This is a genomic window from Corallococcus silvisoli (assembly GCF_009909145.1).
GTDB lineage: Bacteria > Myxococcota > Myxococcia > Myxococcales > Myxococcaceae > Corallococcus > Corallococcus silvisoli.
In genome coordinates this window covers 1-12,518 of sequence record NZ_JAAAPJ010000033.1, presented here as the reverse complement: position 1 = coordinate 12,518, position 12,518 = coordinate 1, and the positions used below count along the sequence as shown (strand labels likewise).

The following is a 12,518-nucleotide window of genomic DNA, read 5'->3' as shown; positions in this document are numbered from 1 at the left end:
CTGATCACACGGCGACAGCCCGCGTCGAGCCTCTGCCGCTTGCCTGCTCCCTTGAAGTAACCTGATCGGCGCTCTAGATGCACGCGAATGATGTGGGAGTATCCGCCAGCGATCTGAACAGCCCGCGTCCATACATCCCCGTGCGGCAGAAATAGCCTGAGCAGCCTCCGCCGACCCTGTGGAATGGATTCCGAACTCGCGGTCGTGCTCAGCGAAGGGTAAGGAGTCCGAGGCAGCCTATCTTCGGTTCGGAACAGGAGAGTCCATGGTTTCGTGGAGTATCGTCACCGCGCTTCTCATCTCGGTATCGTCGGCCGACGAGGGGCCGACGCTTCCGCTCACCCTCTCGGATGTCTTCGCGGGAGAGTGCTCGACGTACGGCAAGAAGTGGGTGGCCCGCAAGCCAGTGTCCCTCAGGACGGAACCCTCGAGCGATGCTCCGGTGATACGTCAGATGGGTGCGCGGGAGTCGTTCGTGGCCTTGACTGGAAACGTCGTCACGCTCAAGGCAGGAGTCGTGCGAGTCACGGCGCCGACGAAGTTCCGCCCCATCATCGGCTTCGAGAAGTACGGTCCAGTCGAGACGGCGCAGAAGGGAGACCGGCTCTACCTGCTGCGCTTCAATGGCGAAAACGCCTTCGACATCTGGTTCAAGGGCAGGGTCATCCGCGATGTCGAGCCATTCTGGAATGTCAACACCCCCAGCATCTCCATCAAGGCCGAAGGCAAACCGACAGCAGTCGCCGAGTCATACCCAGAGAACCGTTGGTACGTCCGGGTGAAGGACGCCAAGGGACAGATGGGGTGGATTGACATGACCGGGGCGGAAATCGATGGCGTCGATGGTTGTGGCTGAGTGCGCTGGGCGGTCGGAGCTGTTGTCGCCTGCGCGGTTGCGCCCGCCCCCCCGCGGCTGTACCAGGTTGCCGCGAAAGAGAGAACCCGGCGCGCGGTGGATGTCCTCATCCTGAATCGTCGGCGGTGAGCTGCGATCTAGCGCCCACAGCGATTGACCTTGGAGACAGTCATCGTCAGGGCGTTGGCGAAGCCGTGGGCGTAACAGCTTTCGTGCCAGGACTGGGCGATCAACGGATCATTGAGCTGGGTGGGCACACGGGTCATCTGGAAGAACGAGCGGAATTCGCTGCCATGGAGTTGGGGACCATCGCGGTCTTCGTAGTTGCGGGCGTAGTTCTCGAAGGTGATGCGGTCCGCTCCGCTCTCCGCGACCACCCCACCCCAGTGATATTCCCACACCGGTGCACTGTAGACAGGCGGAGGAACAAGCGCCGCCGGGCGGGGAGCCACCTCGTCCCGCATCCGCATCCAGTTGCGGTGCTGGGCGTCCTGATAGCGCTCCATGGCGCCCACGGAGTACGTCTGGAACGCATCGCCCACCCGTGGGTCCGCATAGGCATTGAGGCCCAGACGAAAGAGGAGCTGCTCGTAACGCGTGCCGAGCGTGGGCCCGTTGAGGTTCACGCCGTTGAGCGTCATGGGAGCCTGGGCGCGGACCCGGTTCACCAGCCGGCCATAGTCGCGACCGATAGGGCCATAGTAGCCCGCGAGCGCCGCCATCTGGGCATTGGGGGTATTCGCCCCCACCAGCGCGTTCTGCAATCCCACCTGGTAATCGTTGACCGCGCGTTGCCGGGCCGCGGCGGCATTGGGTCCCTCTCCTTGTCCATGGAAGAGGAACGTGGTGATGAGTACCGCCAGCCTGAAGGGAATGTCGCCATGGGCCGCATAGGCATGGGCCCACCCTCCGAGCTGCCAGCGCGGCAGATTGAGGAAGAGCTGATTGCCGGACGGGTTGAACCTCACGGTGCGCTGCGCGTCCTGCTGCTCTCCCATCACCTTGCCGGAGATCTCATTGCAGTTCTGCGAGACGGCGGGCTCGATCTGCCCACCCTCGGACATCGCCACCTGGAACAGTCGCCTGGGCCCCGGGCCGGACAGAAAGGGCAGGCAGCCCGGCTGCGCGGGGGGGCCGATTTCGAGATAGCGCGGACCGGGGACCTTGGCGATCCGATAGCTGGAGCCCGCGGACCTCAACGCGCGGTTGCACCGGCCGATGGCGCTGTCCGTGGCGAAGAAGTACTTGGCCTGCGCGTGGTGGGGGTCGGTGTCCTCGATGGCGAGTTCGTTGTCGTCCGAGACCCGGAGCGTGACTTGCGGGTGCGGCCGCACCATGACGTTCGCCGTCCCTGCGTCGATGAGGAAGCTGTCCCCGTGCGTCTTCGGGAAGGGGTGGGGTCGCACTCCGTCCCGCTGCGTCTCGAACGTCGCGTTGTGGAGATTGACGTGCTGGGCCCCGAACTGGGCGTTCGGGATGACGTGGTACGCCTGAAGCGCGGGGGTGGGCGAAGCCCTTCGTCCCCAGGCTGCCCCCGGAGCCGCGAGGCGCGCACACGCCCCCGAGAGGGCCCGCACCGCCAGGGCTTCGGCCTCCGCTTCCAGGGCCGCATCCACGAGCAGCCCGGCCCCACCGTTCCCATGAGGTACGCGGCCTGCACGCTGTTGCAGCACGTGCACCAGCTCATGCGCGAGGATCCGGGTCCCGTGAGCCGAGTCGAGATCCAGTGCCCCTGGAGCGATGAGGATCTGCTCTCCCCAGCACACGGCCTCGGCCCCCAGCTCCGCGACCAGAGGATGCTCGTGGAGGCGCACGCCGCTCAGCTCGGCCCCAAAGGCGCGCTCGAGCCGGACACGCAACCCTCTCGGGAGTGCCCAGCCTCCAGCGCAGACCCGCTTCAGGTGCGACGGGGTGATCCAACGGTGCCGAACATCCAAGATCCGTGCTCCCAGGCTATCGGTGCATGTCCCGTGAAGGACGTATCGTACACAACGAGTTCCCAGCCCACGCGAGCGTCTGGCGCCGGACGGGTAGAACATCGGCCAGCATCCTTGGAATCCAAGGCATCCTTGGCTCCACCGAGGCTCTTGGCGTCCGCTGCCGAAAATCGGCCTGTTCATGCTGGCGCTCTTCGGCGGGAGGCCTCACTGAGGAGGAGTCGCCGCGACGCACTCGTACATGGAGGGCTCAGCGAAACTCGAGGTGCGGCTCGCCGTCCCTCTACCGTCTTCCGCCCGTCAGTTTCTCGCTTCGCCTTGGCGATATTTCCCAACACCTGGCACCTCCTTCGAGCCCGTCCCCCCGCGCAAGCTCATCGCCAAGCCAAGGAACGACTTGCGGCACGGCACGCCGAGCCAGGACGAGGTGGACAGGGCACTCGAATGGCTTTCTTCACCATGTCAGGGTGCAACGACTCGCGAGACAGCCCATCCGGACGGACGGCGGGGCGTCAATCGACGGTGGCGCGCGAAGTCGCTCGCGGCGACTTCGCGCGCTCTCACGGCGAGGTCAGGAGGTCCTGCTCTGTCTGCTCAGCAGCCCCTGCCGTACGCGAGCTGAAAGACGTCGCGGTCGGCGGTGTTGATGACGCCATTGCCGTCGATGTCCGCGGTCAGGAGGCCCGCGCTCCAGGCGCTGAGGAACGCGGTGCTGTCGACTGCGTTCACGACACCGTTCGCGTCAAAATCCGAGGCGCAGAAGAGCTTCAGGTCCAGGGCCCAGGACGCGGAGGCGGTCCCGGAGAACCGGCCATTCGCATCCACCAGCGCGGAGACATCCCCCTGGAGCGTGTACGGGCCCGCCGGCATCCAGCCGGTGCGGCTCACCGAGTCGGAGTCCGAGTCGCCGATGTCGATGGAGAGAACGGGAATCCCGCTCTCCAGGTTGGCGATGTAGAGCAGCGCGGTGGACCCACCGAAGCGGGTGCCGCCATTGCTGGCGTTCGAGGTGGCCTGCGCGTTCCCCGTGACGACATAGCGGGCGCGGCGGTTGACCTCGAAGGTGAGGTAGAAGTCCGCGTTGCCAACGCCCTGGCCGCGCGCGGAGCGGTCCAGCGCTACACCCTCGGCGGAGGTGGACACGGACGCGGTGATGCGCGAGGCGGTGATCGTGGACTGCTGCGTGCCGGAGGCGTTGGCGTCCACGCGGCTCCGAGAGCCTTCGTACTGGGTGTTGGCGTGGAAGGAGAGGCTCTCGTTGAACGCCGCGAAGCCGTTCGTGCCGCGCGAGTCCGACTGGACGACGTTCGTCACGGCATCCACCGCGGAGATGGAGGCCGAGACGGAGCGGCTGCCCTCGATGGGGGTGATGGTCTGGGCGTTCGCCGCCGTGGCGACAAAGAGGGGAACGGCACCCAGGCACAGGGACATGAAGCGCATGTGGACCTCCGTGTTGCGGGACAGGTTGCGGCGCGCACCATACGGCACCCTCCTGACACCCGGAGCATCCACCCGAAGGATGTTTCAATGACGTTTCATGACACTGCCCATCCGGTAGTCCAGGGCATTGGCTACGACCTGCCGCACTGGCCATCAGGCCCAGCTGGACACCTGATGTCCCGCTCGTGCGGCAGCAGCACGTCTTCAGATCGGAGCACTACCTGCGGGGCTCTCCGCGAGGTCTCCAGGCGGGTGTTAGCGTGCCCTACCGGAGGATTCCGCATGAAGGTTGCTACGACGATTCTGCACGTCGCCCACGACAAATTCGAACCCTACTGGAAGTACGATTCGAAGAAGGGACTGGGGGGATTCTCCTCGCCTTCCTTTGACTCGGCGACCGTTCGTTCGCGCGATACGGAGTTGGTGCTCGTCGATAAGGATGACCGGGGCAAGTTCGAGTCCTACCCCCCGACGGAGAAGAAAGCGGACGTCCGCGTCTATAATCTCCTGAATGAACTCATCTATTTCAATCGGACCGCCGACTTCAGCTCGGAAAAGTTGGCCAAAGTCAAACTGGCCTGCGAGACCTACCCGCAGATCATGATCTGCCTTCATGGCTACGCGCATGACGCAGTGAATGGCTATGCACGCAAGGGCGAAGGTCAACACAAACAGGAGCACCAGATCCACTACCGAAGCCTCGCCTATTTCATCTTCAACCTAATACGCGCCAGGTCCAAGGAGGTCCGAATACTGCTGTCAATGTGCTATGCGGCTCGCTCCGAGAATTACTCGACAAATCACGAGTTCCTCAAAGAAATCACGACGAAGGATGTACAATCATCGTTTGCCTATCGGTTTGGAAGCGAGCTCGCTCGCAAATTGCCGAAGCTTTCGTTGCGTCTCACCGCGCGGACCGGGGCCCTGGCCTTCGACTATGAAACGGGTAAGTCCCTGGTGCAGAAGGAGGATGCCATTCTCGCCAGTGAGTACCTGAAGGAGTTGCGCGCCGAGGTGCGAGAAATCGAAGAGACCAATGTGAAGAGCCGCAGCATCTCCGACATGATCGAACTCCAGAATCTGCTCAAAACCAAGACAAGGCAGCTCAGAACCATCGCAGATGGAACTCCGAAGACTCCGAAATATGGAAAATGGATCTACGAGTTCAACGGAAAGGACATCAAGGGGAAATTCAGCGTCAAGGTGACCAACAAGTATCCTCCGCATGAACTGTTGCGTCAGACCTGAACAGGCGGAGTGGGCGCTTTCGTCCCCAGCACCAGCATCGTTGGCGCCTCCGCTCGCTGAGCAGCGGAACCTGTCAACGTGAATGAGACAGTGAAGCGGAGAGATTGATGCGCAGCCGCCTGTGAGTTGGGGAGCTGCGCGGGATTTTTCATCCAGACGGCGTGCGGAAGAGCCTGGGGCTTCGGAGGGCCGTGGGGGAAGCGCTCGGGGTGAGCAGCGAAGGCGGCCGCGAGGCGCGACCGCAACAGCTCTCTCAACTTCCTCATGGACAGCCTCCGTGCCGCCATCTCTACCTCCGAATCGGAGGACGCAGTGGCTGCTGCTGCGCAGCGCCGTCAACGTTGAACACGCACTTCACCTCCCCTGACTTGCTCATCATCCATGACCTCGACCTGCGTGGCCTGACTCAAGACGAGCCGATGGACCTCCACGAAGTCGTCCGCCAGCGCTACGAGCGCAAGAGCACCGTCATCACCGCCAACCGATCCATCGAGGAGTGGGCGCCCCTCTTCAGCGACCCGCTCATGGCCAGCGCCACCATGGACCGCAATCCGCCTCCCTCCCGGCGGCGCGAGCCCTCGGCCGCCGACGCGCGGTAGCCCTCAGCGGATCCGCTTGGCCGACCCGCCCTCGACACGGTGTACCAGCGTGCCCGCGCACGTCACCCCGAGCGCTGGAGCCACGACACGCGCGACTGGACGCCAGCGGGACCTGGCGCCTCAACTCCTCACCGGACGCGCAGGAACTGAAACGCATCCGCTGAACCCTTTCACGCGACAGCTATCTTGACGCGCAGCACCGCGACGATGCCGCACCGAGAATCGCAACCCAAGATGTCCGAGTTCACCCCCTGCTTAGCGGGGTAGCCCCGGACTCTCTCGGCGTATGCCACCATGCCCCCCCTCTCCGCCATCCGCCGCCACGTGACGAAGAAGTCTTTCCCGTCCCTTCGAGCGGATTACCTGCCCGCACGCCAGAGGAGTCCCTCCAACCCCAGCGCGATGGAGCCAAGCGGACAGCAAGCAAGTCAGCAATGGCGCACGCGGGCAGCGCTCGTCCAGCGCCCGAGCGAATTCTGACCATCCATGCCCAATCGAAACACTACGTATTTACAGACTTCCATGAGTATGAGATTAATCAGCCGTAGTCCCCTCACCCCAAGGAAACCTATGCACATCAGCCGGGCAGTCATTGTCATTGCGGCGGTTGTAGGACTCGTTGGCTGCGGAAGCGACGCTCTCGGAGACGGCTCTATCATTGAGCGGTTTTCCCCTGGCTCGGACAAGGTCGAGACGTTCATCCCTGGCACTCCGGAGTACGAGAGCTTGGTGAATGCCCTCCCTTCAGAACAGAGCCAGTCTCTCGCGGAGCATGAAATGGAGGAGGATGGCGAGGGGCGGAGCTGCTCCTCGAGGGATGGCAAGAAGGACTGCTACTGCACTGGCAGTTGCTCTCGCGATGAACACACCTGTACCTGCAGCTAGCTAAAGTGACTCCACTGGCGCCAGTTCCCCAACAGGGAACTGGCGCCAAGAAACGACATGAGCGCACTCCTGACGCCCTTGGGAGAAGCCGCGCGGGAGCGTCCCCGGCCGGACTCTGCGGCACCGGGCACGGGATGGCCTCGCGCTCGCGGTGGCACGAGCACGACGTCACGGCTCACGATGCAGGAGGCTCTCGACCCACTCTGGTGTCCCTCGCGGAGCAGTTCCAGCGCCTTCACCCGCTGCTGGAGCCGGAGCTGCGCAGGTGTCAGCCCATCCGGACGGTCCCCCTCTCACCGTGCCTCAGCCGGGACCGTTCGCACGGAATGCACTTGCGACACTTCGTCTTGAGCCCTCCGGGCCACGGGCGCCCTCCGCAGGACGTAGGCCAGCGCTGCCGCCGTCAGCTTGTCCCAGGGCGTGGCGTAGGGCTCGCGCAGTGGCTCCGCCACGTACCCGCAGCGGGAGCAGCGCCAGCCCCCTAAGAGGGGGGCAGTCGCGGTTCGCGCGCTCGGCCAGGGGCGACGGGATGGTGGGTGGCAGGCCCGCCTTGCGCTCAGCGCGCGAAAGTGGCCGCTGGAATTGACGCTCACGCACCCACTTCACCCACTCGGCATGGGTTGCACGGTGCAAGCCCTACGCGCTGCCGGAAGTCCGCGACGGGATCTCGAGCAGCTGTCCCGCTCAGTTCCTGCCGCGGGCAGAGGGACCCAGGTGCCGAGTCCGCGCCCAGCTTCGCGACTGGCAGCACGCCGGAAAACTTCTCGTTGCCTGCTCGGCGCCCCGGCCTTCCAGGAGAGATTTTCCTGGAAGACCGGGCACTTACGAGAGCGCGCGATGCAGGATTCGAACCTGCGGCCTTTGGCTCCGGAGGCCAACGCTCTATCCAGCTGAGCTAATCGCGCAGAACTGCTTCCGGTGCCGGAGGAGTAACCGAAGTCCCAGAGCGACGCAAGCACGCAATCCAGGTCCGTCGCCCGGAGGGCGGTCCTCGCGTGACGGCTCCTGCACAAAAGGGGCGTCCCGCCTGACGGCCCGCCCTCCCCGGTGGACTACACCCGGGGCCATGAACCGCGTGCCCTTCTTCTCCCCTTGTCTTCTCGCCGCCTGTCTGGCCTGCACGGAGTCACCCCGGACGCCCGCGACGTCCCCTGCCCCGAGCCCGACCATGCCCGCCACGCCTCCGCCCGCCCCGCCGGCCCCACCCGCCCCCCGGCCTCCTGCCCCGGCCGGCGCGACCTGCTCCGCCAGCAGGCTGAGCCCCAAGCCCAAGCCGCCCGCGAGGCCGCTGCCCCCCGCCGTCGCCTCCATGCGCGAGCGCATCGTCGCGGCCGCGGTGGCCTGCGACTACGCGGCGCTGCAGAGGCTGGGCGACGAGAAGGGCCAGAGCGTGCGCTTCTCCCACGACCCCGACCAGGACATGGCCACGACCTGGCGCATCCAGGAGGAGTGGAAGGAAGACCCGCAGCCGGTGCTGGCGCGGCTGGTCCAGGTCCTCGACCTCCCCTTCTACCGGGAGGGCGACCTCTTCTGGTGGCCCACCGCCTTCCGCGAGGGCGCCACCGACGCGGACTTCGCCCTGCTGAAGGGCATCTACCCGGACGCGCAGCTCGAGGACATGCGCAAGGAGAAGAGCTACATGGGCATGCGCGTCGGCATCTCCGTGGATGGCGACTGGCAGGCCGCCATCCAGGGGGACTGACGCCCCCGCACCTCAGTCGCCCTCGAGGAACCGCGCGACCGCCTCCTGGACGTCCCGGTCCCCCACCATCTCCACGTGGTCGGCCTTCGTCTCCAGCCGGTCCACGTGAAGCGGCGCCGGCGGAAGGGCCCGGGTCGTGAGCACGGAGCCATCACCATCCGCGAGGATCGGATCCTCGAACGTGGGCTTCCCGTCGATGACCCGGAAGGACTTGATCAACGGATGCCCCACGCCCACCACCGCCAGCGCGCGGAAGGGCGGCGGCGGCCCCTCACGCTCCGACAGCGCCCGCGCCAGGCCCGAGCGCGCCTCCAACATCCGCTCCAACTGCTGGCGATACGCGGGCAGCTCGCGCACCACCGCGTCCTGGAACACGCCCCACCCCCCCCCCACCCACGCGTCCGGCCGGTACGCGTCGAAGGCCACCGGCTGGCCGCTCGCGTCCACGAAGAAGTCGCTCTGAGCAGGCATGAGCTGGAACGCGGAGGCGAAGGTGAACAGCGCCTCGGGAGACAGCAGCGCGTGGTTGCGCCCCACCGGCGTTCCCAGCGTGAAGTCGTCGAACATGCCCGGCGCCCCACCGAAGGGCGTGCCCAGGAACACGACCCGCTTCACGTGCCTCGCGCCCGCCCACGTGGGCTCGCCCGTGTCATCGCCGGCGCCGTAGCGCAGGCAGTGCAACGTGACGAGCCCCCCCATGCTGTGCGCCACCAGGTTCACCTTCACCCGGCCGCCCCGCGCGCTGGCGAGCTCCTCCAACAGCGCGCACAGCCGCTTCGCCGTCACGCGGTTGTCCTGTCGCCAGTCGTAGTCGAACACCACGAGGCCCGGCAGCCGGTCGCGCGCGAACTCCAGGAAGCCCTTGTAGACGTCGTAGCGCGCCACCCACGGCAGCACCGTGAAGCGCGTCACCGGCCCGTCCACCGTGAGCGCTCCAAAGTCCTGCGCCAGCCGCTGCCCAGGGAACGGCAGCGCCAGCGAACGGTCGCCGCGCGTCAGCAGCTCGCCCACGGACACCCACGCCCGTTCGCGCTTCGCGTCCGCCGTGACGAGGAACGACCCACGATAGCCGTGGATGAACACCGTCACCTCGTCCCCCGTGGCCGGAGGGACCTCGACACGCGAGGCGGTGCACGCGCTCAACAGCATCAGGAGCGGAACTGGAATCAGTCGCATGACCCCACCGTCTCCTCCCGCCCTCCTTCACGCAAGGACTCCGCCACGCCCCCCTTGACGTGTCAGTCCCCACCCCAGTCGTGTCAGCTCCCGGACTGACGGGTCAGGATTGCCCTCCTGGACAGCTGTGGATTCTCAGTCAGTGCACTTGCATGCCGTGGCCTGCCCCGTGCAAAAGACACGGGCCAGATCTGGTCCGTGTCAAAGGGTTCATGCCAATGGATGAGTTTGTCGTTCAGTTGAAGTCACTGGCCATGACGGAGGCGCTCCCGCTCCTGCTCAAGGTCATCGGGGCGTTGATTGTCTGGTTCATCGGGCGGACGGTCATCGGTGGGTTCCGCAAGGTGCTGGACATGGGCCTTCAGCGGCGGCAGCTGGATGCCACGCTCATCCGCTACATCGGTTCGCTCTTCACCGGCACCCTGACCCTGATGCTGGTGGTCGGCATCCTGGGGCTGATGGGCGTGGAGACGACGTCCTTCGCCGCGTTGATCGCCGCCGCGGGTATCGCCATTGGCGCCGCGTGGTCCGGACTGCTCGCCAACTTCGCCGCGGGCGTGTTCCTGCTCGTGCTGCGCCCCTTCCGGGTGGGCGAGGAGATCGAAGCGGGTGGGGTCGTCGGCTACGTGCAGGAGATTGGCCTGTTCGTCACCACGCTCGACACGACGGACAACGTGCGGATCTCCGTGGGCAACAACCAGATGTTCAGCGACAACATCATCAATTACAGCCACCACCCGCACCGCAAGATGACCGTCAAGGTGCCGCTGGTGCACGGTGCGGACGTGAAGCTGCTCATGCAGTCGCTGCTGGAGCGCATGCCCAGTGTGCAGGGCGTCCAGGCGAAGCCGGTCCCCCAGGTGGAGGTCGCGGAGTTCACGCTCCAGGGTCCCGTGCTGGCGGTGTGCATCTTCTGCAAGCCCACCGAGTTCAACGACGTGCAGGCCTCCGTGGGCGAGGCGATCGTGGAGACCCTCACGGCCCATGCCTACACGGTGCCCGGCGCGGCCTTCGCGGCGTCGCCGCCTCCGCTCGCGAAGGCGGGCTAGAACGGCAGGGGCGTCAGCGGGAGGCGTCCAGTCCTCCCGCCAGCGCCTCCAGCAGCGCGGCCGCGCTGAAGGGGCCGTCGTGCCGGTAGCCGTTGGCGAAGAACGTCGGCGTCCCGTTCACGCCGCTGCGCGCGCCGTCCATGAAGTCCCGGCGCACGCGCTCCTCGAACCGGTGCGAGGCCAGGTCCGCGCGGAAGCGGTCCATGTCCAGGGACAGGGCCTCCGCGTGGGACACCAGCACGGGCATCTCCAGCGCGTCCTGGTTCTCGTAGAGCAGGTCGTGCATCTCCCAGAAGCGATCTTGCACGGCCGCGGCCTCGGCGGCCTCCGCGGCCTGGAGCGCCAGCGGGTGCGCCTGGGTCAGCGGGAAGTTGCGGAACACGAACCCCAGTCGCGTACCCAGGCCCTGCTGGAGCTTCTTCACCTCCCAGTAGGCCTGTCCGCAGTACGGGCACTGGTAGTCGCCGTACTCCACCAGGATGACGGGCGCGGCGCGGGGCCCCTGGAAGTGATCGCCCGGGCCCGGCGCTCTTTTCAGGCGGGTCAAGAGCGCACCTCGTGCGTTGCCGTGCCCCTGGACAGCTTCTCCAACGCATCCAGCACGCCGTCCACGCCGGGGTTCACCGCCGGGGGCGACACGTGCGACCAGGCAATCACCCCGTCACCGTCCAGCACGTAGAGCGCGCGCTCGGAGACGTCCTCCGCCTCCCGCCATGCGTGGTAGCGCCGCGACATGTCCCCCTTGGGGTGGAAGTCCGCGAGCAACGGGAAACGAAGCCCTCGCTCCCGCGCGAACGCGGCGTGCGACCACACGCTGTCCACCGACACGCCGAACATCCTCGCGCCGTGCCGCTGGAGCTCGGGGAGCAGTTCGTTGAAGAGGGCCAGCTCATCGCCGCACACCGGGCTGAAGTCCGCCGGGTAGAAGGCGAGCACGACGGGAGCGCCCGCGCAGTCCGCCAGGGACACCGACTTCGCGGGCGTGACAGCGAGCTGGAATGAGGGAGCCCGTGAGCCGGGTGGCAGCGGACGGGATAGGGACAGCGTGGCAGTGGCCATGGGAGAAGTCCTCGCTGGCCTGAATCTGGGAAGGCCGTCCGCCACCCGCCAACCCATGGGCGTCCAGCGCTCGGACCATGGCTCTGGCAGCGGCCAGCGCGGGCGGCGCCGCGACTCACGCCCCCCTGGGAGCCCCTCAGGGCCGGCAAGCGGGGGCAGGACGCGCCAGCCCAGCGCCTGCTCACCCCTCGGACAGGGAAGAGACGCCAGGAGCCGGTCACTCTCGGCAGGACATCCGGAGTCCTTCCCTCCGTTGGTGCGGGGAACCAGAATAATTCTGCAAATACCTGAATTCATTCAGATGGGATGCATGTGGCCCTCATGACAGGCCGCTTGCTCACGGAATAATCTCACCTACATGAATTTGACCCACCCTCGCTGCGCTCACCCGGGGCACAGCGCAGGGCGTCAATCCGACACCAGCATCCAGTCGAAGTTCTCACGGGCGGCGCCGCGCAGGTGCCGCTCGCACGCCATTGCGTCCCCGAGTGCGGAGTACACGAGATGAGCCAGGAGCTGTCGAAGCGGATCGCCAACCTCTCGCCGGAGAAGCGCGCCGAGCTTCTC

The 12,518-nt window shown here is 66.2% G+C and carries 10 protein-coding genes and 1 tRNA gene; 5 read left to right on the top strand and 6 right to left on the bottom strand.

Features of this window, described 5'->3' with window-relative positions; all coding sequences use genetic code 11:
- Positions 1–265 precede the first annotated feature (265 nt).
- Entirely contained in the window at positions 266–856 is a 591-nt protein-coding gene (locus tag GTY96_RS36875; RefSeq protein ID WP_161667153.1) for a hypothetical protein, read from the top strand.
- A 137-nt stretch (positions 857–993) separates the two neighbouring features.
- On the opposite strand, the gene GTY96_RS36870 is transcribed toward GTY96_RS36875, so the two are convergent.
- The gene (locus GTY96_RS36870; RefSeq protein ID WP_161667152.1) at positions 994–2,715 is read right to left on the bottom strand and encodes an eCIS core domain-containing protein; all 1,722 of its coding nucleotides are present in this window, start codon (positions 2,713–2,715) and stop codon (positions 994–996) included.
- 672 nt (positions 2,716–3,387) lie between these two features.
- Positions 3,388–4,233, bottom strand: a complete 846-nt coding sequence (locus GTY96_RS36865) for a GC-type dockerin domain-anchored protein (protein WP_161667151.1) — start codon at positions 4,231–4,233, stop codon at positions 3,388–3,390.
- A 282-nt stretch (positions 4,234–4,515) separates the two neighbouring features.
- Here GTY96_RS36865 and GTY96_RS36860 point away from each other — a divergent pair, with 282 nt between their 5' ends.
- The gene (locus tag GTY96_RS36860; RefSeq protein ID WP_161667150.1) at positions 4,516–5,481 is read left to right on the top strand and encodes a hypothetical protein; all 966 of its coding nucleotides are present in this window, start codon (positions 4,516–4,518) and stop codon (positions 5,479–5,481) included.
- 161 nt (positions 5,482–5,642) lie between these two features.
- Positions 5,643–6,080: an ATP-binding protein gene (locus tag GTY96_RS38660; RefSeq protein ID WP_328701131.1), complete on the top strand. Its 438-nt coding sequence runs from the start codon at positions 5,643–5,645 to the stop codon at positions 6,078–6,080.
- A 1,716-nt stretch (positions 6,081–7,796) separates the two neighbouring features.
- Here GTY96_RS38660 and GTY96_RS36850 read toward each other — a convergent pair.
- Positions 7,797–7,870 (bottom strand) — tRNA-Arg (locus GTY96_RS36850).
- 263 nt (positions 7,871–8,133) lie between these two features.
- Here GTY96_RS36850 and GTY96_RS36840 point away from each other — a divergent pair.
- A complete protein-coding gene (locus GTY96_RS36840; protein ID WP_186002221.1) occupies positions 8,134–8,667 on the top strand; it encodes a hypothetical protein in 534 nt (177 codons plus the stop codon).
- 12 nt (positions 8,668–8,679) lie between these two features.
- On the opposite strand, the gene GTY96_RS36835 is transcribed toward GTY96_RS36840, so the two are convergent.
- A complete protein-coding gene (locus tag GTY96_RS36835) occupies positions 8,680–9,843 on the bottom strand; it encodes a lipase/acyltransferase domain-containing protein (RefSeq protein ID WP_161667148.1) in 1,164 nt (387 codons plus the stop codon).
- Between the two features lie 254 nt (positions 9,844–10,097).
- On the opposite strand from GTY96_RS36835, the gene GTY96_RS36830 reads away from it, so the two are divergent.
- A complete protein-coding gene (locus GTY96_RS36830; protein ID WP_235686136.1) occupies positions 10,098–10,892 on the top strand; it encodes a mechanosensitive ion channel family protein in 795 nt (264 codons plus the stop codon).
- Positions 10,893–10,905: 13 nt separating this feature from the next.
- On the opposite strand, the gene GTY96_RS36825 is transcribed toward GTY96_RS36830, so the two are convergent.
- Together GTY96_RS36825 and GTY96_RS36820 are read right to left on the bottom strand one after the other, a co-directional pair.
- Positions 10,906–11,439 carry a DsbA family protein gene (locus GTY96_RS36825; protein ID WP_161667147.1) on the bottom strand — a complete coding sequence of 178 codons (534 nt, stop codon included), beginning with the start codon at positions 11,437–11,439 and terminating at the stop codon, positions 10,906–10,908.
- A complete protein-coding gene (locus GTY96_RS36820; RefSeq protein WP_143909515.1) occupies positions 11,436–11,951 on the bottom strand; it encodes a redoxin domain-containing protein in 516 nt (171 codons plus the stop codon). The genes GTY96_RS36825 and GTY96_RS36820 overlap by 4 nt, the downstream gene beginning before the upstream one ends.
- Positions 11,952–12,518: the final 567 nt, after the last annotated feature.